Below are 21,425 nucleotides of genomic sequence, written 5' to 3'. Positions count from 1 at the left end.
CCAGCTCGAAGAAGCCGCCCGGAGTTGCTCCGGGCGGCTTCTCGCTGTTGGTAGCCTCGTCGCCGTGCCCTTGGACCAGTCGTTCACCGGGCGGAGCTATCCGCCGCAGACCAGTTACGAAGTGAGCCGGGAGAAGATCCGGGAGTTCGCCGACGCGATCGGCGACGCGAACCCGCTCTACCGCGACCCGGAGGCGGCCCGCGAAGCCGGTCACCCGGACGTGATCGCCCCGCCGACCTTCCTCACGATCATCAACCTCGCCTCGATCAACGCGATCGTCGCCGACCCCGAGCTGGGGCTCGACTACTCGCGGATGGTCCACGGCGACCAGGGCTTCACCCACACGCGCCCGGTGTACGCGGGCGACGTGCTCGAGGTGACGACCCACATCGACGGGATCATGGCCCGCGCCGGCAACGACTTCATCAACCTGCGCGCGGACGTCACCGACGCCGCGGGCCAGAAGGTCTGCACCACCCGCGCGCAGCTGGTGGTCCGAGGGGAGACCGCGTGAACCCCGGCGACGAACTGCCCGCCCTCGAGGTCCGGATCACCCGCGAGCAGCTGGTCCGCTACGCCGGGGCGGCGCTGGACTTCAATCCGATCCACTGGAACGAGGCGTTCGCGAAGGACGTCGGCCTCCCGGACGTGATCGCGCACGGGATGCTGACGATGGCGGTGGCGGGCCGCGTGGTGACGGACTGGCTGGGCGACCCGGCCCGGCTCGTCGACTTCAGCGCCCGCTTCACCCGCCCGGTGGTGGTCCCGAACACACCGGAGGGCGCGGTCGTCGAGGTCACCGGCAAGGTCGCGGACGTGAAGTCCGACGGCATCGCGCGGATCGACCTCGTGGTGAAGTTCGACGGGAAGACGGTGCTGGGAAAGCCGCAGGCCCTGGTCCGCACCTGACGCGGCCCCGCCCCAATGTGGCGTTCGGTGCGTCCGGCGCACCCAATGTGGCGTTCGGTGCGTCCAGCGCAACCAACGCCACATTGGGGTGCTTGGGGCGCCCGCGGCTACGGCAGCTTCAGCACCGACACCACCGCGTCGGCCATGCCCTGCTCGCCACGGGCGTTCGGGTGCAGGGGCGCGGCCGGGGAGGCCGGCAGGAGGCCCTCCACCCAGCGGGTGTCCGAGGCCGAGCACACGTCGTGGCCCTTGCCCGGGGTGGCCGTGTCCGCGTAGCCCGCTCGGTGGGCGTCCGCCTGGTCCTCGAGCATCTTGTTCAGCTTGCCCAGTGCTCCGCGGAAGTACTCGACGTCGCCCGCGCCGAACGGCAGGGCCGGCCAGCAGCCGTTGCCGTCCGGGAGGACCGTCGGGTAGCCGACCACCACCACCTTCGCCTCGGGGGCCTTCGTGTGGATGCGGTCGAGGAGCGCGCCGATCTTCGGGGCCGTGGCGTCGATCCGCTCGGCCAGCTGGTCGTGGCCGCCCGCGGTCAGCTTGTCCTTGCACGGCGAGGCGTTCGGGTGCGTCGTCGCGCAGCCCGATGCGTACGAGAAGAAGCCCACGTCGTTGCCGCCGATGCCCACCGTCACCAGGGTCGTGTCCGCCGTGACCGCGTCCAGCTGGGGCGGGTTCGTGCCGTTGCCCGTCTTCTGGGGCGCGGTCAGGTGGGCCGTCGTCGCGCCGCCGCAGCTGACGTCCGCGAACGCGGCCGGCTTCAGCTTGGCCGAGACCAGGTGCGGGTAGTTGTCGTCCGATCGCTCGCAGCCCGCCGGGGTGCCCGCCTGCCGGCCGGTGCGCGGCGACGACGTGTACGAATCCCCGAGCGCGACGTAGCGGCCGGTGCCGCCGCCGGTGTCCGCGCCGTCCGGGGGCGCCGACGACGAGCCGTGCTGCCACTTGTAGTACCCGAAGGCCAACAGCCCGGCCACGAGCAGGACCACCAGGCAGCCGCCGCCACCGCTCTTCTTCGCCACTTCTTCGTTTCTACCGAAACCGGTGCCGCCGCGAGCTAGCCAATCCGGGTGACGCGCTGCGCGAGCAGGTCGTTGACCAGTCCGGCGCCGGTCTCCGGGTCGGCCACGCTCACCAGCACCGTGCGGCCGTTCTCCAAGGCCAGCGCCAGCGCCGGGCCGCCGCGGACCTTGTACGCCGTCGTGCCGGTGACCGGGTTGAAGCGCAGACCCAGGCCACCGTCGCCGAACGTCGCCAGCTCGCGCGCGGTGGCTTCGTGGACGTCCGCCGGCGCGATGTGCCGCCACGGGAGGCCGAGGAGGCCTAAGCGGATCGTCACGCCCTTCGCGTCGACGGTCACCTTCACGCGGTACGTCAGCGCGGTGAGCGCGGCGCCGACCAGGGCGATCCAGACGGCCGTCGGCAGCGGAAGCCCGGCGGGCAGGAGGGCGATCGCCAGCGGGACCAGCGCCAGCGCCCAGAGCATCGCCGGGTTCGCCGCGTGACTCGACCAGAACGCGCGCTGCCCCGGCCGGAGACCCACGCTCGGCCGGTGCGCGGCTGCTTCGGCGACCGGGGCCGGGAAGCCGCCGGCGAAGCCCGCCGCGACGCCGGCGACGACCGCGCCGAGCAGGAAGAGCAGGACGACGGCGCCGCTGCGGGCCGCGTGCCAGTCCGGCACGTCGAGGTTCGGCACCAGCACCGAGAGCAGGACGGCAGGCGGGAGGACGGCGAACCCGGCGCCCATCCCGACGCTCAGGCGCGGCAACGGCCGCCCGCGGCGCAGCGCGGTCAGCGCCGTCGTCGTCAGCATGACGGTGACCAGGGCGCCGAGCGCCAGGCACATCCCGGTGAACAGGCCCAGCGGGGTCGAGCCGTCCGGCGGCCCGTTCCAGTGCGTGGCGACGGGGTCGGGCAGCCGGTCCGCCCAGGCGTTCGCGAGCGCGGCCGCGACGGCCAGCGCGGCCCCCGGGAGGACGGTGGTGGCGGCGAGGATCCGGATCAGCTTGCTCATGTGTACTTCTCCTTCAGCACCCCGGTGAGCTCGTCGAGGCCGACGCCCGTGCGCTTGGCCTCGCGGACCAGCTCGGCGGCCAGTTCGGCGAGCCGCGCCCGGGACGGCGCGCCGCCGAGGACGACGGCACCACGCCGTCGTCGCAGGTCGATGAGGCCCTCGTCGCGAAGCAGCGCGTACGCCCGCAGCACGGTGTGGACGTTGATCTCCAGTGACGCGGCCAGCTCGCGGGCGGGCGGCAGCTGCTCGCCGGGTGCCGGGCGGCCGTCGGCGAGGGTGCGGCGCAGCGACGCCGCCACCTGTTCGAAGAGCGGCACGGCGGAGCTCGGGTCGATCCGGACCAACATAGTTCTAACTATATTAGAACTATGTGACCGTGGAGTGACCTGCCTCACATTAAAGGTGATCAGTTCGCGATGAGCTCCGCCGCGAGGTCCAGGGCGTGGTCGACGTCCTTGGCGACGTAGTGCAGGTCGAGGAGGACCTCGGTGATGCCCTCCTCGCGCGCGGTGTCCAGGCACGGCGGGACGTCGGCGATCGTGTCGATCCCGGTGCCCGCCCGCGGGTTGATCCGCAGCACGCGACGCAGCTCGCCGGGGTCGCGACCGGCCTGCTCCGCCGCGTCGAGCGCGACGGACCAGAGGCCGTTCAGGTACTGCTTCGGCATCCATCCGGCCAGCCAGCCGTCCGCGCGGCGTCCCACCCGGGCCAGCGCCGGCGGCGAAAACCCGCCGAGCAGCACCGGCGGGCGCGGCTGCTGCGCCGGGCGCAGGCCCACCGTCGACGGCGCGATCCGCCACTGCGGGCCTTCGTGCGCCGCCGGATCGCCGGTCCACAACGCGTCGAGGGCGTCGAGCAGCTCTTCGAGCCGCTTGCCCCGGCCCTCCCACGGCACTCCGGTGGCGAAGTACTCCTCGCGCAGCCAGCCGAGCCCGAAGCCGACGTCCAGCCGGCCCGAGCTGGCGAGGTCGAGCGAGGTCAGGGCCCTGGCGAGCAGGACGGGGGAGTAGACCGGGCCGGTCAGCGCGCTCATCCCGAGGCGGGCCGTGGAGGTGACGGCGGCCGCGGCCGCCAGCGTCGTGAACGGGTCGGCGAAGGTCTCGAACTCCGTGGGGTACGGGTGTTCCGGCGTCCCGCCGCCCGGGTAGAGGTCCGACGGCGCGAGCGGCGTCAGGATGCGGTCGCCCACCCACAGCGACGCGTAGCCGAGCTTCTCGGCGGCGGCCGCGAACCGCGGCACGGCAGCCGGGTCGGCGAGCGGGCCGTACTGGGGGAGCGCGAGCCCGAGCTGTGTTCCGCTCACCGGCGCGCACCCGCCGACCGGGGGGTGGTCGTCATGGCGGACATCCTGGCATGATCAGGAGGTCGGCGGGGAGTTTTCCGCAGGCCGGCCGGGGTTCGGTGGCCGATCGGGGGGCGCGGTTGCGGCCTCCCGCGAGGCTTGCCGTAGACTTCGGGACTTGGAACGCACTACGGTCATCCCCGCCTGGATGGTGGGGACGATGGAATGCGTCCACCGGGGCTCCGAAGGATCGGGGCTCCACAGGGGTGTAGCTCAATTGGCAGAGCAGCGGTCTCCAAAACCGCAGGTTGCAGGTTCAAGTCCTGTCACCCCTGCGTAACGGAACTGGTGGAGCGGAGGAGTGGTCGTGAGCGACAGCGACGCCAGCGGCGGCGAGCAGGAGCAGGACGGCACCGGGCAGAAGCCCGAGAGTGCGTCCCGTCCCGTCACAGCCGCCGCCCGGCGCGAACGCCGTGCGACCGCTCGTCCGGCCGGGAAGTCCGCGGCACGTGCGGACGACAAGGCCCGCCCGGCCGGGAAGTCGGGGGAGAAGACCGCCCCCGACGCGAAGGGCGCTCCGACTCCGAAGCGGGACCAGAAGGCGAAGAAGGCCTCCGTGTTCGCGCGGCTGGTGCGCTTCATCCGCGAAGTGTGGGCGGAGCTGCGCAAGGTCATCTGGCCGAACCGCAAGCAGATGGTCACCTACACCGTGGTCGTGCTGGCCTTCGTGGTCTTCATGGTGGGCCTGGTGAGCGTGCTCGACCTGGCATTCAAGTGGGGCATCGGCAAGATCTTCGGCTGACGCGCCCCCGGGCGCGCGCCGGATGGGGCCCGGGTCCCGGCCTGGCCCGCAATGATCAACTGAGAGGACGGAACGTGACCTCCGACAACGGCACATCAGCCGGTCACGACCTGACCGAGCTTTCCGACGAGCAGGTGCACGCGGCACTCGGTGACGAGGAGTCCGCGCACCTCGAGCCCGTCGACGTGTCGGACTCCGAGGTCGACGACGACGCTGCCGACGAGGCCGCGGACGTCTCCGTCGACGAGGGCGGCGATGACGTGGCCGTGGCCGACGACGCCGAGGACGAGGCCGAGCCCGCCGCGGACGACGAGGACCCGGTCGCCAAGCTGCGCTCGGAGCTCATGGCTGCGCCCGGCGAGTGGTACGTCGTGCACTCCTACGCCGGGTACGAGAACAAGGTCAAGACCAACCTCGAGACCCGGACCCAGACCCTGGACGTCGAGGACTACATCTTCCAGATCGAGGTCCCGACCGAAGAGGTCACCGAGATCAAGAACGGCCAGCGCAAGCAGGTGCAGCGCAAGGTGCTGCCCGGCTACATCCTGGTCCGGATGGACCTGAACGACGCCTCGTGGAGCGCGGTGCGCAACACGCCGGGTGTCACCGGGTTCGTCGGCGCCACCTCGCGGCCGTCGCCGCTGACCGTGGACGAGGTGCTGAAGTTCCTCGCGCCCAAGGTCGAGAGCGAAGCCCCGGCGAAGGCGGCCAAGGGCGAGTCCACTTCGGCGTCGTCGCAGCTCGGCGGACCGACGGTCGAGGTCGACTTCGAGGTCGGCGAGTCGGTCACGGTCATGGACGGCCCGTTCGCGACGCTGCCGGCGACGATCTCCGAGGTCAACATTGACGGGCAGAAGCTGAAGGTCCTGGTGTCGATCTTCGGCCGGGAGACCCCGGTCGAGCTGTCGTTCAACCAGGTCTCCAAGATCTGACGGCCGGCCTTCTCGGCCGCAGTCCCCGCGTCCACGGCAGGTACGCGGGGAACGTAGTACAGGACAGGAAAAGAAATGCCACCCAAGAAGAAGAAGCTTGCGGCGATCATCAAGCTGCAGATCAAGGCGGGTGCGGCCAACCCCGCGCCGCCGGTCGGCCCCGCGCTGGGTCAGCACGGCGTCAACATCATGGAGTTCTGCAAGGCCTACAACGCCGCGACCGAGTCGCAGCGCGGGGACGTCGTCCCGGTCGAGATCTCCGTGTACGAGGACCGGTCGTTCGACTTCAAGCTGAAGACGCCGCCGGCCGCGCGCCTGCTGCTCAAGGCCGCTGGTGTCGAGAAGGGCTCCGGCGAGCCGCACAAGACCAAGGTCGCCAAGGTCACCTGGGACCAGGTCCGCGAGATCGCCAAGACCAAGGAGACCGACCTCAACGCCCACGACATCGACCAGGCCGCGAAGATCATCGCCGGCACTGCTCGTTCGATGGGCATCACGGTCGTCGACGCCTGACGTTTGCAGCTTGCGAGATCGCGGCTTGAGAGCGATCTCGTCGCCTCGACGGAGTCGAGGCAGACAACACCGTGGGAGAGCCGAGTGCTGGCTCGTCACCACACTGATCCGTTTTCAGCAGTAAGGACAGAAGCATGACCAAGCACAGCAAGGCTTACCGCCAGGCTGCGGAGCTCATCGACAAGGCGCGCCTCTACGCGCCGCTCGAGGCCGCGAAGCTGGCGAAGGAGACCTCCAAGACCAAGATGGACGCGACCGTCGAGGTCGCGATGCGTCTCGGTGTGGACCCCCGCAAGGCCGACCAGATGGTCCGCGGCACCGTGAACCTGCCGCACGGCACCGGTAAGACCGCTCGCGTCATCGTCTTCGCCGTCGGCGACAAGGCCGCCGAGGCCGAAGCCGCCGGCGCGGACGCGGTCGGCACCGACGAGCTGATCGAGCGCATCCAGGGTGGCTGGCTCGACTTCGACGCCGCGATCGCGACGCCGGACCAGATGGCCAAGGTGGGCCGCATCGCCCGCATCCTCGGCCCGCGCGGCCTGATGCCGAACCCGAAGACCGGCACGGTGACCCCCGCGGTCGCGAAGGCCGTGCAGGACATCAAGGGCGGTAAGATCAACTTCCGCGTCGACAAGCAGGCCAACCTGCACCTGGTGATCGGCAAGGCTTCCTTCGACACGGAGAAGCTGGTCGAGAACTACGCGGCGGCGCTGGACGAGATCCTCCGCGCCAAGCCGTCGTCGGCGAAGGGCCGCTACCTGAAGAAGGTCACCTTCACCACCACGATGGGCCCGGGCATCCCGGTCGACCCGCTGCGGACCCGCAACCTCCTCTCGGAGGAAGCTGCCGTCTGAGAACCTTATTCCGGCTAGGCCGGCGCCACGGACTGCAACGTGCCCGCCTGAGGCGAGCTTTGCGCCGGCCGACGGCTGAATAAGGTTTCTGAGGCTGAGATCACCAGAAAGGGCGTCCCCGCGTGCTGCGGGGGCGCCCTTTCTTCGTGTCTTATTGACGGCATGCCGACTTTCGCGTCGTTCGACGGCCTCCGGTTGAACTACACCGTGTGGGAGGGCGACGGCGCCCGCCGCCCGGTGCTGCTGCAGCACGGGTTCGCCGCGGACACGAACGCGAACTGGATCTCCACGGGTGTCGTCGCGGCCCTGCGGTCGGCGGGTTTCACGGTGATCTCCCTCGACGCGCGCGGCCACGGCCGGTCCGAGAAGCCGTACGACGAGTCCTGCTACGCCGAGGACGCGATGGCCCGGGACGTTTCGGCGCTGCTCGACGAGCTGGGCCTCGACGAGGCGTCGATGGTGGGCTACTCGATGGGCGCGATCATCGCGTTGACGGTGACGGCGGCCGACAAGCGCATCCGCCGCCTGGCGACCGGCGGGGTCGGCTCGGGCATCGTCGACTTCGGCGGGGTGGACCTGCGCGTCGTGAAGCCGGCCGATATCGCCTCGGCGCTGCTGGCGGAGGACCCTGCTTTGGTCCCGCCGTCGGGCGTGCCGTTCCGCCTGCTGGCCGACGCGGTGGGCGGCGACCGGAAGGCACTGGCGGCGGTGGCGCTGGCTTCGCGGCAGGGGCACCTGGACCTGTCGTCGATCGGGGTGCCGACCCTGGTGCTGGCGGGGGAACAGGACCAGCTGGCGGCCGAGCCGGAGCGGCTGGCCGCGGCGATCGCGGGGGCGCGGTTGGTGCGGATCCCGGGTGACCACATGACGGCGGTGATGTCACCGGCGTTCGCGGAGGCGCTGGTGGCTTTCCTGGCGGCGCCGCACCCGCGCTAGCGGCTGGTCGGCGTCGGCGCCGGGCAGGGGGTCGGCTCGTTCGTGTGCTCGACGATCAGCCATTGGCCCTTCGGCACCTTCGCCACGGTGAACGCGCCGAGTGCCGGGCCGCCTTCGATGCCGAACCGGCACGAGCTGATCGTGAACCGGTCGCCCGGGATCGGCTCCGAGACGTACGACGGCATCGATTCGGCGTACTTGTTCTTGTTGGTGACCTTGCGGTTCAGCTCGTGGACCGCGACCTGGCAGTCGGTGTAGCCCAGGTCCTGGGCGAACTTCTGCTGGATCGGCTCGTCCATCCGCCCGCACGCCTGCGGGACGAGGTTCTGCGCGATGGCGTCGTAGACCTCGCGGACGGCTTCGTACGGGCTGGTCGAGAGGATGTGGTTCGTGTGGTACTTCCCGCCGCCCTCCTGGGCGAGCTGGGCGGAGGACTTACCCGAGTCATTGGGGAAGAAGTGGTTGTACAGCCAGGTGGCCGCGAGCCCGAGGATCACGATGGCCAGGACCCAGGCGATGACCTTCTTGCCGAGCCAGGTCAGCCACTTCGGCGCGCGACGGCGTTCGGTCGGGACGAGCTGGTAGCCCGGCGGGATCATCGGGGGCTGGGCGCCGCCCTGCTGCGGGGCCGGCTGGGAGGGCGGGGCCTGGACCATGCCCGCGTCCGGGAGGGGCGCCGGCTGGTTGCCCTGCTGGGACTGGGTGTAGCGCAGGTAGTCCTGGAACTGCTGGAACTGGCGGAACTGCTCCAGCTCCGCCGGATCCACCGGCGGCTGAGCCGACGCGCCGGACGGTTGGGGGAGCGGCGGAGGCCCCTGGCTGGGCGCCAGAGCACCGCCGGGCCGGGGATCGGCAGCGGGCGTGTTCTGGCCCGCCGGTTCGACTTCCGAGCCCGGCTTTCCGTCATCGCGCTGCTCCGCCACGTCACCATGATGCCCTCCGGCACCGCATACGGAACCCCCAGGCGCCCTAAACGCAGGTCAGGGCCGGGGGTGAGAACAGCCGCCGGAACCCGTCGCGTATAGTTGGTGACGGTTCTACCGAAGACCGCTGGTTTTCCCCGTCTCAACGGGGAACGAAGGTCCCGCATCTCGCCGGGCGGCCCGCGCAGGAGGAACGAGGCCGGGCACTCAGGTGCCCGAAGACGCCCCGCGCCTGTCTGCGCGAGGGCGTTTCGTCGTTTGCGGAGCCCCTCGAGAGCCAGTGGAACCCACTAGCCAAGAGAGGAGGCGACCATGGCGAAGCCCGACAAGGTGGCGGCCGTCGCCGAGATCGCGGAGAGCTTCCGCACCAGCTCGGCCACCGTCGTTACCCAGTACACCGGCCTCTCCGTGTCCCAGCTGTCCCAGCTGCGCCGCGCTCTCGGCACCAGTGCCAAGTACCGGGTCGCGAAGAACACCCTCGTCAAGCGTGCCGCCGAGGACGCTGGCGTCCAGGGGCTCGAGGACCTGTTCGTCGGCGCGACCGCCATCGCCTTCGTCGAGGGTGAAGCGGTCGACGCCGCCAAGGCGCTTCGCGACTTCGCGAAGGACAACAACGCGCTTGTGATCAAGGGCGGCTACATGGACGGCCGTGCGCTGTCCGTGGACGAGATCAACCGGATCGCCGATCTCGACAGCCGTGAGGTCCTGCTCGCCAAGGCGGCGGGCGCGTTCAAGGCGAAGCTGTCCCAGGCCGCCGCGCTGTTCCAGGCGCCGGCGTCCCAGGTCGCCCGCCTGGCTGCGGCGCTGGAGGAAAAGCAGCGCGAAGCCGCCGGTACCGAAGCAGCCGAAGCACCCGCCGAGAGCTGAACCACCCCCCACCCCGAACGTCTCGTTCGTTTTTCTGAGAGGAAGCCATCATGGCGAAGCTGAGCACCGCCGAGCTGATCGACGCCTTCAAGGAGCTGACCCTCCTCGAGCTGTCCGAGTTCGTGAAGGAGTTCGAAGAGGTCTTCGACGTGACCGCCGCCGCGCCGGTCGCCGTCGCCGCCGGCCCGGCCGCCGCCGCTGCCGCCCCGGTCGAGGAGCAGGACGAGTTCGACGTCGTCCTCGAGGGCGCCGGCGACAAGAAGATCCAGGTCATCAAGGTCGTCCGCGAGGTCGTCTCGGGCCTGGGCCTGAAGGAGGCCAAGGAGCTGGTCGAGGCCGCTCCCAAGGCCCTCCTGGAGAAGGTCGACAAGGAGGCCGCCGAGGCCGCCAAGGAGAAGCTCGAGGCTGCGGGCGCCAAGATCTCCATCAAGTGATTCCGGGCGCGCAAGCGCCTGTAGCACCACCTCGAGAAGGGGCGGGCATCCACGCGGATGCCCGCCCCTTCCGTGTCTACGACTTCCTGAGCTGCAGGGCCGGTGCAACCCCTAGGAGCGGTGTCCGGATCTCCCCGGGGTCCCTAAATCGTGGACCCGGGGCCGCACAGACCTGCGCAGTTGCCCCGTTTGGGCTACCGTGCTGCGCATTGGCGATCACGGCGGGGTGACGATGGAGCCGGGGCTGGCCAGAAAAGAAAACTGGTGAGTAACCTGTTCGCACTCAGCTCGTTGCACCTGGTTGACGCGGGTTCGTGGGCGCCACCGGCCCATATCCGCCGCCGGCGTGGGTGGCAGGGTGTGGCAGCGGGCGCAATGACGCGGAACAGCTCCTGGAGGTGCGATGGGTGCCGAGGTGGTCATCGAAGGTCTGACGAAGTCCTTCGGTAAGCAGACCATCTGGCGGGACGTCACGTTGACGCTCCCCCCGGGCGAAGTGTCGGCCATGCTCGGCCCGTCAGGGACCGGCAAGTCGGTGTTCCTGAAGTCGATGATCGGGCTGCTCAAGCCCGACCGCGGCCGCTGCGTGATCAACGGTGTCGACATCGTCACCTGCTCCGAGCACAAGCTCTACGAGATCCGGAAGCTCTTCGGCGTCCTCTTCCAGGACGGCGCCCTGTTCGGCTCGATGAACCTCTACGACAACGTCGCCTTCCCGCTGCGCGAGCACACGAAGAAGTCCGAGACGGAAATCCGCCGGATCGTGCTCGAAAAGCTGGACATGACCGGTCTGAACGGCGCCGACAAGAAGCTGCCGGGCGAAATCTCCGGCGGGATGCGCAAGCGCGCCGGCCTGGCCCGCGCGCTGGTGCTCGACCCCGAGATCATCCTGGTCGACGAGCCGGACTCCGGCCTCGACCCGGTCCGCACCACCTACATCTCGCAGCTGTTCCTCGACGTCAACGCGCAGATCGACGCCACGTTCCTGATCGTCACCCACAACATCAACCTGGCCCGCACGGTGCCGGACAACCTGGGCATGCTCTTCCGCAAGGAACTGGTCATGTTCGGCCCGCGCGAGGTGCTGCTGACCAGCGAAGAGCCGGTCGTCAAGCAGTTCCTCAACGGCAAGATGCAGGGCCCGATCGGCATGTCCGAGGAGAAGGACAGCGCCCAGATGGCCGCCGAGCAGGCGATGTTCGACGCCGGCCACCACGCGGGCGGGGTCGAGGACATCAGCGGGGTGCCGCCGCAGATGCAGACGACGCCGGGCGTGGCGACGCGGATGGGGGCGATCCGCCGGAAGGACCGGGTCATGGAGATCATGCACCGGCTGCCGCCGGCCGCGCAGGAGAGCATCATCGAGTCGCTGAGCCCCGAGGAGCAGCGCCACTACGGCGTGCGGCCGCACCGCGGGCAGCCGCAGCAGGTCCCGGCCGGGATGCGGCCGCCGGGTGACGGCGTCCCGAACCAGCACCACGGCCAGCTGCCCGCCGAGCAGGTCGCGCGGATCCCCGGCGGCGAGCCGCCGAGAACCGGCACGCACCGGATGCCACCGAACAACGGGCCAGGTGGCCGGTGAGCTCTCCCGCAACACAGGCGAAGATCCCCGGGATCGGCATGCTGCGCGAGACCGGGAACCTGTTCGCTCTCGGCCTGGACATCGTCCGCGGCCTGTTCCAGCGGCCTTTCCAGCTGCGGGAGTTCATCCAGCAGTCCTGGTTCATCGCGAGCGTGACCATCCTGCCGACGGCCCTGGTGGCCATCCCGTTCGGCGCGGTCATCTCGCTGCAGTTCGGCTCGCTCGCCCGCCAGCTGGGCGCGCAGTCCTACACCGGCGCGGGCTCCGTGCTCGCCACCGTGCAGCAGGCCAGTCCGCTGGTCACCGCGCTGCTGGTGGCGGGCGCGGGCGGCTCGGCCGTCTGCGCCGACATCGGCGCCCGGACCATCCGCGAAGAGATCGCCGCGATGGAGGTGCTCGGCGTCTCCGCGGTGCAGCGGCTGATCGTGCCGCGCACCCTCGCGATGATGCTGGTCGCGCTGCTGCTCAACGGCATGGTCAGCGTCATCGGCGTGCTCGGCGGCTACTTCTTCAACGTCGTGCTGCAGGGCGGGACGCCGGGTGCGTACCTGGCGAGCTTCTCCGCCCTCGCGCAGCTGCCCGACCTGTGGGTCGGCGAGCTCAAGGCGCTGATCTTCGGGTTCATCGCCGCCGTCGTCGCGTCCTACCGGGGCCTGAACCCCTCCGGCGGCCCGAAGGGCGTCGGGGACGCGGTGAACCAGTCGGTGGTCATCACGTTCCTCATGCTCTTCGTCGTGAACTTCGTGATCACCCTGATCTACCTGCAGATCGTGCCCGGAAAGCTGGACTAGCGCCATGACGTTCCTCCAGGGCGCGAAACGCGTCGCCAACCGTCCGTTGCAGACGCTGGACACCCTCGGTGACCAGATGTCGTTCTACGGCCGGGCGTTGCTGTGGACGCCGCGGACGCTGCGCCGCTACACCAAAGAGGTGCTCCGGCTGCTGGCCGAGGTGAGCTTCGGGTCCGGCTCGCTGGCGGTCATCGGCGGCACGGTCGGCGTGATGGTCGGCCTGACCCTGTTCACCGGTGTCCTCGTCGGCCTCCAGGGCTACTCGGCGCTGAACTCGATCGGGACGTCGGCCTTCACCGGCTTCCTGACCGCCTTCTTCAACACCCGGGAGATCGCGCCGCTGGTCGCCGGGCTCGCGCTGTCCGCCACGGTCGGCGCCGGGTTCACCGCCCAGCTGGGCGCGATGCGGATCTCCGAGGAGATCGACGCGCTCGAGGTCATGGGCGTGCCGAGCCTGCCGTACCTGGTGACGACCCGGATCATCGCCGGGTTCGTCGCGGTCATCCCGCTCTACATCATCGGCCTGCTGAGTTCGTACCTCGCGTCAAGACTGGTCGTCATCTACATCTACGGCCAATCGGCAGGCACGTACGACCATTACTTCGACCTGTTCCTACCGCCGCAGGACGTGCTCTATTCGTTCATCAAGGTGCTGTTGTTCAGCGTCCTGATCATCCTGTCGCACTGCTACTTCGGGTACCGGGCGACCGGCGGCCCGGCCGGTGTCGGCGTCGCGGTCGGCAAGGCCGTGCGGCTGTCGATCGTCACGGTGTCGATCATGAACTTCTTCATCGGGTTCGCCATCTGGGGAACCGACGTCACGGTAAGGATCGCGGGATGAGGGTGCTCCGGCGCAGGCTGCTCGGCCTGCTGCTCATCGCCGTGATGGTCGGCGGGGTGGCGCTGTCCATCGCGCTCTACGACAAGGCGTTCACGCCCGTCGTCACGGTCAAGCTGCAGGCCGACAAGATCGGCAACCAGCTGATCAAGCAGTCCGACGTCAAGGTGCGCGGGCTGATCGTCGGCTCGGTGCAGGACATCGTCGCCACCGACCACGGCGCCGAGCTCACGCTGGCGCTGCAGCCGGAGTCCGCGAAGCTCATCCCGGAGAACGTCTCGGCGCGGTTCCTGCCGAAGACGCTCTTCGGCGAGCGGTTCGTCTCGCTGGAGATCCCGAAGGACCCGTCGGCGAAGACCCTCTCCACCGGGGACGTCATCCCGCAGGACCGCACGTCCAGCGCGGTCGAGCTGGAGCAGGCGTTCTCCCACCTGATGCCGGTGCTGCAGGCGGTGCAGCCGCAGAAGCTGTCGGCGACGCTCACCGCGATCTCGACGGCGCTGCAGGGCCGCGGCAACCAGCTCGGCGACACGCTTTCGCAGCTGGGCACCTACATCGGCGAGCTGAACCCGCACGAGCCCGAGCTGCAGCACAACCTCAAGGCGCTCGCGGAGTTCTCCGACCACCTGAAGGACGCCGCGCCGGACCTGGTGCAGAGCCTGGACAACCTGAGCACGACGACCCGGACCGTGGTCGACGAGCGGCAGAACTTGAGCACCCTCTACGGCAGCCTGACCCAGGCTTCGGTGGACCTGCAGACGTTCCTGCAGAACAACAAGGACAACATCATCTCCCTCGTCGACACCGCCCGGCCGACGGCCGAGCTGCTGGCGAAGTACGCGCCGGAGTACCCCTGCGTGATCTCCCAGATGGCGAAGAACGTGCCGCTGATCGACCAGGCGCTGGGCGCCGGCACCAACCAGCCCGGCCTGCACGCCACGATCGAGATCATCGTGCCGCGGGCGCCGTACCAGGCGGGCAAGGAAGAGCCGCGGTTCGAGGACAAGCGCGGCCCGCGCTGCTACGACATCAAGGACATCCCGAAGCCGTTCCCGTCCGAGCCGCCGGACGGCGCGTTCAAGGACGGCACGCTGCACCAGGCCGCGCCGAAGAGCGCGAGCGAGGGCCTGAACCCGGCCAAGTTCAAGGCCGACGCGGCCGGCAGCGGAGGCAGCGGCGGTGACCTGGCGTACTCGACGGCGGAACAGGGTTTCCTGGCCGACCTGCTCGGCCCGCAGCTGGGCATGGCCGCGGCCGACGTCCCGGGCTGGAGCTCGCTGCTCGTCGGCCCGCTGTACCGGGGTGCGGAGGTGACGGTCAAGTGAGGGGCCTGCTCGCGCCGCTGATCAAGCTCGGCATCTTCGTGGTCGTCACCGTGCTGTTCACGACGATCCTCGGGATCAGCATCGCCAACATCAACACCACCAGCACCAACGCCTACCACGCGCGGTTCACCGACGCGACGCTGCTGCTGCCCAACGACGACGTCCGCATCGCCGGCGTCCGTGTCGGGCAGGTCAAGGACGTCAAGATCGTCGACAAGCGCCAGGCCGAGGTCGAGTTCGAGGTCGACTCCGGGCGGACGCTGCCGGCCGGGGTGACCGCGCAGATCAAGTTCCGCAACCTGGTCGGCCAGCGATACGTCTCGCTCGGCGAGGGCGAGAACTCCGGTGGCAAGGCGCTGCCGCCCGGCGGCACCATCCCGCTGGAGCGGACCACGCCGGCGTTGGACCTGACCGAGCTGTTCAACGGCTTCAAGCCGCTGTTCACCGCGCTCAACCCCGAGGACGTCAACAAGCTGTCCTACGAGGTCATCCAGGTCCTGCAGGGCGAGGGCGGGACCGTGGAAAGCCTGCTGTCGCACACGGCCTCGCTGGCCACCACGATCGCCGACAAGGACCAGGTGATCGGCGAGGTCATCGACAACCTCAACTCGGTGCTCGACACGGTCAACGCGCACACGCCGCAGCTCAACGACCTGATCGTGAAGCTGCAGCAGCTGGTATCCGGGCTGGCCGCCGACCGCAAGCCGATCGGCGACGCGATCGAGAGCCTCGGCAACCTGGCCCAGACGACGTCCGGGCTGCTCGGCGAGGTCCGCGAGCCGCTGAAGAACGACATCAGCGCCCTCGGGAACCTGACCCAGCAGCTCAACAAGAACGAGCCGGAGCTGGAGCACTTCATCCAGTTCCTGCCGACCAAGGTGAGCACGCTGACCCGCACCGCGGACTACGGCTCCTGGTTCAACTTCTACGCCTGCGAGTTCTCCGGGAGCGTCAGCTTGCCCCCCTTGATCAACGACGTCGCGCTGCCCCTGATCCCGGTCAACCGGGCGAGGTGCACGGGATGAAGTCCTTCCAGAAGCGCAACCCCGTGCCGATCGCGCTGGTCGGGATCGTCGTGCTGGCGCTCGCCTTCACCGCCGCCCTCAACTCCGACGACCTGCCGGTGATCGGCGGCGGCACCACCTACAGCGCCGAGTTCAGCGAGGCGTCCGGCCTGCAGAAGGACAACGACGTCCGGATCGCCGGGGTCAAGGTCGGCAAGGTCAGCGACATCGAGCTCGACGGCGCGTCGGTCAAGGTGTCGTTCAAGGTAAAGGACGCCTGGCTGGGCGACCGGACCAGTGCCGCGATCAAGATCAAGACGCTGCTCGGGCAGAAGTACCTGTCGCTGGACCCGCAGGGCCAGACCGCGCTGAACCCGGGCACCGGGATCCCGCGGGACCGCACGATGGCGCCCTACGACGTGCTCGACGCCTTCCGCGGGCTGTCCCAGACGGTCGACAACATCGACACCAAGCAGCTGGCCCAGAGCTTCGACACGATCTCCCAGACCTTCGCCAACACGCCGCAGGACGTGAAGGGCGCGCTGTCGGGGCTGTCGAAGCTGTCGGACACGATCGCCTCGCGCGACCAGCAGCTGTCCAACCTGCTGGCCAACACCCGCGAGGTGTCGCAGACGCTGGTCGACCGCGACGCCGAGGTGCAGAAGCTCCTCGACGACGGCAACGACCTGCTCGCCGAGCTGGCCAAGCGCGAGGACGCGATCACCGCGCTGCTGAACGGCTCCCGTGAGCTGGCCACCCAGCTGCAGGGCCTGATCGACGACAACTCCAAGCAGCTCGACCCGGTGCTGACCCAGCTCGACCAGCTGACGTCGATGCTGCAGCGCAACCAGGACTCGCTGGCCGAGGGGCTCAAGAAGTTCGCGCCCTTCATCCGCGTCTTCACCAACACCATCGGCAACGGGCGCTGGTTCGACAACTACATCTGCGGCCTGGTCCTGCCGTCGTTCGGCCCGATCAACGAAGAGGGGTGCTACACGAAATGAGTGACACCCGCTTCGGGGCCGCCCTGACCAGGGGCTTCACCATCGCGATCGTCCTCGCGCTCGTCGTCGCCGGCGGCATCTGGTGGACCCTCAAGGACGCCGGCCGCAACCACCTGACCGCGTACTTCGCCGGTGCTGTCGGCCTGTACGAGGGCAACAGCGTGCGGATGCTCGGCGTCGACATGGGCACGGTCACCAAGATCCAGCCCATGGGCAACCAGGTGAAGGTCGACTTCGAATACGACCGCTCGGTCGCCGTCCCGGCCGACGCGAAGGCGCTGATCGTGGCGCCGTCACTGGTGTCCGACCGGTACGTCCAGCTGGCCCCGGCCTACACCGGCGGCCCGCGGATCTCCGACGGCGCGGTCATCGGCCTGGACCACACCGAGGTGCCCCTGGAGGTCGACCAGCTGGCCGCCAGCCTGGCCCGGGTCAGCGAGACCCTCGGCCCCAACGGCGCCAACAAGACCGGGTCGCTGTCGAACCTGCTGAACACCGCGGCGGCCAACGTCGACGGCAACGGCCAGGCTCTGCACGACACGATCACCAAGCTCGGCCAGGCGGCCGGGACGCTGGCCGGCAACAAGGACGACCTGTTCACCACCGTCCAGAACCTCGGGAAGTTCTCGCAGACGCTGGCCGACTCCGACAAGCAGGTCCGCAGCTTCGAGAGCCAGCTCGCCGACGTCAGCGGCTACCTGGCGTCCGAAAAGGACAACCTGGCCGCGACCGTGCAGCAGCTGGGCACCACGCTCACCTCGGTGCAGACGTTCATCGACGCCAACCACGACCGGCTGAAGTCCAATGTGGACAAGCTGGCCGGGATCACCAAGGTGCTCGTCGACCAGCGCAGCTCGCTCGCCGAGATCCTCGACGTCGCCCCGGTCGGCCTGAGCAACCTGGTGAACACCTACAACGGCGCGTCCGGCACGCTCGACGCCCGGCCGAACCTCAACGAGCTGACCCAGCCGCCGCTGGTGATGATCTGCCGGCTGCTCAAGCAGGTCGGCACCAAGGGCATCCCCGACGTGCTCGGCAACGCCTGCGAGAACATCGCCGCCGTGGTCGACAAGGTGATCCCGCTGCCGTCCGTGGCGCAGACCGTGCAGGCCCTGCAGTCCGGTCAGCTGCCGCCGCTCCCGCTGCCCATCGCCGGGCAGCTCTACGGAGGTGGCCAGTGAAGAAGCTCCTGACCGCCGGAGTCCTCGCGACGGCGTCCGCGCTGACGCTGTCCGGCTGTGCCTTCAAGGGCATCTACGACCTGCCGCTGCCCGGCGGCGCCGACCTCGGCGACCACCCGTACACGGTGAACGTCGAGTTCCGGGACGTGCTCGACCTGACCCCGCAGGCCGGGGTGAAGGTCGACGAGGTGCCGGTCGGCCGGGTCGAGAACGTCGGGCTGACCAAGGACGGCTGGCACGCGCTGGTCACCCTCAAGGTCAACGGCGGCATCAAGCTGCCGGCCAACGCGATCGCCAACGTCAAGCAGTCCAGCCTGCTCGGCGAGAAGTACGTCGAGCTGGCCTCGCCCGGCACCGACCAGGCCCAGGGCAAGCTCGCCGACAACGCGACCATCCCGCTGGCCCGTACGAACCGCAGCGTCGAGGTCGAAGAGTTGCTCGGCGCGCTGTCGCTGTTGCTCAACGGCGGTGGCGTCGACCAGCTCAACACGATCACCAAGGAACTCAACAACGCCACTTCCGGCCGCGAGCCGGACATCAAGGCGCTGCTGGACAACGCGAACCAGCTGGTGACGAACCTCGACAAGCAGTCGCAGAACATCACGCGGGCCATCGACGGGCTGAACCGGCTCTCGTCGACCCTGAACGACCAGAAGGACAAGCTGGTCGGCGCGGTCGACAACCTCGGGCCGGGCCTCGGCGTGCTGGAGCAGCAGCGCGGCCAGCTGGTCACCATGCTGCAGGCGCTGGACAACCTCTCCGGCGTCGCCACCGACACGGTGAACAAGTCGCAGAAGGACCTCGTCGCCGACCTGAAGGCGCTGACGCCGACGCTGCAGAAGCTCGGCGAGGCGGGCAACGACCTGCCGAAGGCGCTGCAGCTCCTGCTGACGTTCCCGTTCAGCGACCAGGCCGTCAACGGCGTCAAGGGCGACTACTTCAACCTGTACGCGAAGGTGGACCTCAACCTGAAGACCATCGTCGACAACCTGGGCAACAGCCGGCAGAACGCCCTCGCCGGGCAGCTGCCGCTGGCCGGCCTGACCGGTGGCGTCCAGGGCACGCCGGCCAACCAGCCGCCGCCGCTGCCGATCCCGGGTGCCGGGCAGTCGTCGCCGTCGAAGCCGGGCCTGGGCAACCTCTTCGGGCTCCTGCCGGGAGGTGCGGGCTGATGCTGATCCGCCGGACGAAGATCCAGCTGGTGGCCTTCGCGGTCATCTCCGTCGTCGCGATCGTCTACGCGCTGATCCGGTTCGCCGGGCTCGGCAGCGTGTTCGGCAACAGCGGCTACACGGTGAAACTGCAGCTCAACGAATCGGGCGGCATCTTCACCAACGCCGAAGTCACCTACCGCGGCTACAACATCGGCCGGGTCGGCGAAATGCGGCTCACCCCGACCGGGCTCGAGGCCGACCTGAACATCGACCCGTCGGCGCCCAAGGTGCCCGCGGACCTCGACGCCGTGGTCGCCAACCGGTCGGCGGTCGGCGAGCAGTACGTCGATCTCAAGCCGAAGGCCGACCAGGGCCCGTACCTGGCGGCCGGCTCGGTGATCCCGGCGAACAAGACGACCACCCCGGTCAGCACCGACCGGCTGATCGGCGACCTCGACTCGCTCGCCGCGTCGGTCCCGGTCGACTCGCTGCGCACGGTCGTCGACGAGTCCTACGACGCCTTCCGCGGCACCGGCGGCGACCTGCAGAAGCTGCTGGACACCGCGCGCAGCTTCACCACGACGGCGCAGGAGTACCTGCCGCAGACGATCCAGCTGCTGGACGCCGGGGGCCAGGTGCTCGACACGCAGAACGACGAGGCGAAGAACTTCGCGTCGTTCAGCAAGAGCCTCAACGAGCTCACCGGCACGCTGAAGAACTCCGACGGCGACCTGCGGAAGCTGATCGGCATCACGCCGCAGGTGGCCGCGCAGGTCAGCCAGGTGCTGAAGGAGTCCGGCCCGGGCCTGGGCGCGCTGACGGCGAACCTGCTCACCACGGCCAACCTGACCGTGACCCGGCTCGACGGGATCGAGCAGGGCCTGGTCACCTACCCGGCGCTGGCCGGCGCGGCGAGCAGCGTGGCGCCCGGCGACGGCACCGCGCACCTCGGCCTGGTGCTCAACCTGTTCAACCCGCCGGCCTGCACGAAGGGGTACCTCCCGTATTCGCAGTACCGCGCCGGGAACAACCTCACGCCGCGGCCCGCGGCCGACAACGCGTACTGTGCCGAACCGAAGGGCAGCCCGATCAACGTCCGCGGGGCGCAGAACGCGCCGTACGGCGGGGTGCCGGTCGCGCCGTCGGACGGCGACGTCGCGGCCAACGCGAACCGGCCGGCCGAAGAGCTGGCCGACGAGCGGGACACCCGGGGCGTTCCGGGCATCGTCGGCAGCCCCGGCGTCAGCCTGACCAGCCTCGGCTCACTGCTCGGCCTGTCCTGACGTGGATTTGATGACCGTTACCTACTCTGGAGTGTCATGAGCACGGACGAGCCGGCCGCCACGGCGGTGGAGGACGAGGAGTCGTCCGCGACGCCGCCGAAGGACCCCTCGCGGACCCTGGTGCTCGGCGCCGGGGCGCTGGCGCTGGCCGCCCTGATCGCCGCGGCGTTCTTCGGCATCCAGTGGTGGGCGGCGGCGGCCGACGACAACGCCGGCCTGGCGGCCTCGCGCGAGGCCGTCGTCAAGGCGGGCACGAACGCGCTGAAGGCGTACACCGAAGTCGACTACAACGACCTCGACGGCTTCTTCGCCCGGCAGAAGGCCGTGTCGGACGAAAAGATGGCGCAGCAGATCGACCAGTCGGCCCCGACGTTCCGCAAGGCGCTCACCGACGCCAAGACGAAGGTCACCACGGACGTCCAGGACATCGCCGTCGAGGAACTGGACGACCACGAAGGCAAGGCCAGCTTCCTCGCCGCCATCGCCACGACCGTCACCCAGGGCGACAAGAGCAGCGCGAAGCCGCTGCGCCTCGAGGTGTCGATGACCCGGGTGGGCGATGATTGGAAGCTGTCCGGCATCGACAGCGTCCCGCTCGTCGCGGCCGGCCAGTAGCGTCACCCCAAAGGAGCTTGTAGTGCCCCCCTCCCGCCGCCAGCCGCCTCGCAGCACCCCGACGCCGTCGCGGCGTCCCCGCGTGGCCGGGCTGCGCAAGCCCTCGACGGACGAGTCCGCCGCCGAGCGGACCGGTCAGCTGCCCGCCGTGCCCGCCGAGCCGCGCCGGCCGCGGCCCCGGCCGGCGCCGC

The 21,425-nt window shown here is 69.6% G+C and carries 24 protein-coding genes and 1 tRNA gene; 20 read left to right on the top strand and 5 right to left on the bottom strand.

All coding sequences use genetic code 11. The annotated features are described in order from the left end of the window. Positions 1-64 precede the first annotated feature (64 nt). On the top strand, positions 65-514 hold the full coding sequence (locus tag C2L59_RS24070) for a MaoC family dehydratase N-terminal domain-containing protein (RefSeq protein ID WP_103351779.1): 450 nt from the start codon (positions 65-67) through the stop codon (positions 512-514). Next, positions 511-909, top strand: a complete 399-nt coding sequence (locus tag C2L59_RS24065; protein ID WP_199199227.1) for a MaoC family dehydratase — start codon at positions 511-513, stop codon at positions 907-909. The genes C2L59_RS24070 and C2L59_RS24065 overlap by 4 nt, the downstream gene beginning before the upstream one ends. A gap of 107 nt (positions 910-1,016) precedes the next feature. On the opposite strand, the gene C2L59_RS24060 is transcribed toward C2L59_RS24065, so the two are convergent. From C2L59_RS24060 to C2L59_RS24045, 4 genes are read right to left on the bottom strand one after another with little or no spacing between them, the layout of a single operon-like run. After that, entirely contained in the window at positions 1,017-1,922 is a 906-nt protein-coding gene (locus C2L59_RS24060) for an SGNH/GDSL hydrolase family protein (protein ID WP_103351777.1), read from the bottom strand. A 35-nt stretch (positions 1,923-1,957) separates the two neighbouring features. After that, positions 1,958-2,914, bottom strand: coding sequence for a hypothetical protein (locus C2L59_RS24055; protein ID WP_103351776.1), 957 nt, complete (start codon positions 2,912-2,914; stop codon positions 1,958-1,960). Further along, complete coding sequence (locus C2L59_RS24050) at positions 2,911-3,261, bottom strand: GntR family transcriptional regulator (RefSeq protein WP_103351775.1); 351 nt, start codon at positions 3,259-3,261, stop codon at positions 2,911-2,913. The genes C2L59_RS24055 and C2L59_RS24050 overlap by 4 nt, the downstream gene beginning before the upstream one ends. Positions 3,262-3,320: 59 nt before the next feature. Next, positions 3,321-4,217, bottom strand: coding sequence for a TIGR03619 family F420-dependent LLM class oxidoreductase (locus C2L59_RS24045; RefSeq protein ID WP_199199226.1), 897 nt, complete (start codon positions 4,215-4,217; stop codon positions 3,321-3,323). 241 nt (positions 4,218-4,458) lie between these two features. On the opposite strand from C2L59_RS24045, the gene C2L59_RS24040 reads away from it, so the two are divergent. The 6 genes from C2L59_RS24040 to C2L59_RS24015 all read left to right on the top strand — a co-directional run bounded on the left by C2L59_RS24040 (position 4,459) and on the right by C2L59_RS24015 (position 8,233). Continuing rightward, a tRNA-Trp gene (locus C2L59_RS24040) sits at positions 4,459-4,531 on the top strand. 26 nt (positions 4,532-4,557) lie between these two features. Continuing rightward, complete coding sequence (gene secE, locus C2L59_RS24035; protein ID WP_103351774.1) at positions 4,558-4,998, top strand: preprotein translocase subunit SecE; 441 nt, start codon at positions 4,558-4,560, stop codon at positions 4,996-4,998. Between the two features lie 74 nt (positions 4,999-5,072). Continuing rightward, positions 5,073-5,930 (top strand): transcription termination/antitermination protein NusG, encoded by an 858-nt coding sequence (gene nusG / locus C2L59_RS24030; RefSeq protein WP_103351773.1) that lies wholly within the window; start codon positions 5,073-5,075, stop codon positions 5,928-5,930. Between the two features lie 75 nt (positions 5,931-6,005). Beyond that, entirely contained in the window at positions 6,006-6,443 is a 438-nt protein-coding gene (gene rplK, locus C2L59_RS24025; RefSeq protein WP_003079266.1) for a 50S ribosomal protein L11, read from the top strand. A gap of 134 nt (positions 6,444-6,577) precedes the next feature. Continuing rightward, positions 6,578-7,297: a 50S ribosomal protein L1 gene (rplA, locus tag C2L59_RS24020; protein WP_103351772.1), complete on the top strand. Its 720-nt coding sequence runs from the start codon at positions 6,578-6,580 to the stop codon at positions 7,295-7,297. 162 nt (positions 7,298-7,459) lie between these two features. Next, the gene (locus tag C2L59_RS24015) at positions 7,460-8,233 is read left to right on the top strand and encodes an alpha/beta fold hydrolase (RefSeq protein ID WP_103351771.1); all 774 of its coding nucleotides are present in this window, start codon (positions 7,460-7,462) and stop codon (positions 8,231-8,233) included. Here the strand turns inward: C2L59_RS24015 and C2L59_RS24010 are convergent. After that, a complete protein-coding gene (locus C2L59_RS24010) occupies positions 8,230-9,156 on the bottom strand; it encodes a hypothetical protein (protein WP_103351770.1) in 927 nt (308 codons plus the stop codon). The two genes, C2L59_RS24015 and C2L59_RS24010, sit on opposite strands and share 4 nt — an antisense overlap. A 312-nt stretch (positions 9,157-9,468) precedes the next feature. Between C2L59_RS24010 and rplJ the strand changes: the two genes are divergently transcribed. The 12 genes from rplJ to C2L59_RS23950 all read left to right on the top strand — a co-directional run bounded on the left by rplJ (position 9,469) and on the right by C2L59_RS23950 (position 21,234). Then, on the top strand, positions 9,469-10,023 hold the full coding sequence (gene rplJ, locus C2L59_RS24005) for a 50S ribosomal protein L10 (RefSeq protein WP_103351769.1): 555 nt from the start codon (positions 9,469-9,471) through the stop codon (positions 10,021-10,023). A gap of 50 nt (positions 10,024-10,073) precedes the next feature. Next, positions 10,074-10,457, top strand: a complete 384-nt coding sequence (gene rplL / locus C2L59_RS24000; protein ID WP_013222530.1) for a 50S ribosomal protein L7/L12 — start codon at positions 10,074-10,076, stop codon at positions 10,455-10,457. Between the two features lie 403 nt (positions 10,458-10,860). After that, positions 10,861-12,039: an ABC transporter ATP-binding protein gene (locus C2L59_RS23995; RefSeq protein WP_103351768.1), complete on the top strand. Its 1,179-nt coding sequence runs from the start codon at positions 10,861-10,863 to the stop codon at positions 12,037-12,039. 38 nt (positions 12,040-12,077) lie between these two features. After that, positions 12,078-12,830 carry an ABC transporter permease gene (locus C2L59_RS23990; RefSeq protein WP_103351767.1) on the top strand — a complete coding sequence of 251 codons (753 nt, stop codon included), beginning with the start codon at positions 12,078-12,080 and terminating at the stop codon, positions 12,828-12,830. Between the two features lie 4 nt (positions 12,831-12,834). Further along, entirely contained in the window at positions 12,835-13,671 is an 837-nt protein-coding gene (locus C2L59_RS23985; protein ID WP_103351766.1) for an ABC transporter permease, read from the top strand. Then, positions 13,668-14,993 carry an MCE family protein gene (locus C2L59_RS23980; RefSeq protein WP_103351765.1) on the top strand — a complete coding sequence of 442 codons (1,326 nt, stop codon included), beginning with the start codon at positions 13,668-13,670 and terminating at the stop codon, positions 14,991-14,993. The genes C2L59_RS23985 and C2L59_RS23980 overlap by 4 nt, the downstream gene beginning before the upstream one ends. Continuing rightward, entirely contained in the window at positions 14,990-16,018 is a 1,029-nt protein-coding gene (locus C2L59_RS23975; RefSeq protein ID WP_103351764.1) for an MCE family protein, read from the top strand. The genes C2L59_RS23980 and C2L59_RS23975 overlap by 4 nt, the downstream gene beginning before the upstream one ends. Next, positions 16,015-17,001, top strand: coding sequence for an MCE family protein (locus C2L59_RS23970; protein WP_103351763.1), 987 nt, complete (start codon positions 16,015-16,017; stop codon positions 16,999-17,001). The genes C2L59_RS23975 and C2L59_RS23970 overlap by 4 nt, the downstream gene beginning before the upstream one ends. Further along, positions 16,998-18,182, top strand: a complete 1,185-nt coding sequence (locus C2L59_RS23965) for an MCE family protein (protein ID WP_103351762.1) — start codon at positions 16,998-17,000, stop codon at positions 18,180-18,182. The genes C2L59_RS23970 and C2L59_RS23965 overlap by 4 nt, the downstream gene beginning before the upstream one ends. After that, a complete protein-coding gene (locus tag C2L59_RS23960) occupies positions 18,179-19,354 on the top strand; it encodes an MCE family protein (RefSeq protein WP_103351761.1) in 1,176 nt (391 codons plus the stop codon). Before C2L59_RS23965 ends, C2L59_RS23960 begins: the two co-directional genes overlap by 4 nt. Continuing rightward, the gene (locus C2L59_RS23955; protein WP_103351760.1) at positions 19,354-20,619 is read left to right on the top strand and encodes an MCE family protein; all 1,266 of its coding nucleotides are present in this window, start codon (positions 19,354-19,356) and stop codon (positions 20,617-20,619) included. The genes C2L59_RS23960 and C2L59_RS23955 overlap by 1 nt, the downstream gene beginning before the upstream one ends. Before the next feature lie 36 nt (positions 20,620-20,655). Then, positions 20,656-21,234 carry a hypothetical protein gene (locus tag C2L59_RS23950; protein ID WP_103351759.1) on the top strand — a complete coding sequence of 193 codons (579 nt, stop codon included), beginning with the start codon at positions 20,656-20,658 and terminating at the stop codon, positions 21,232-21,234. The last annotated feature ends 191 nt before the right edge of the window (positions 21,235-21,425 follow it).

Origin of the sequence: Amycolatopsis sp. CA-128772, assembly GCF_002904295.1 — a bacterium.
In the GTDB taxonomy this organism is placed as follows: Bacteria; Actinomycetota; Actinomycetes; order Mycobacteriales; family Pseudonocardiaceae; genus Amycolatopsis.
The sequence above is the reverse complement of the archived record's forward strand: the minus strand, read 5'-3'. Positions and strand labels throughout refer to the sequence as shown.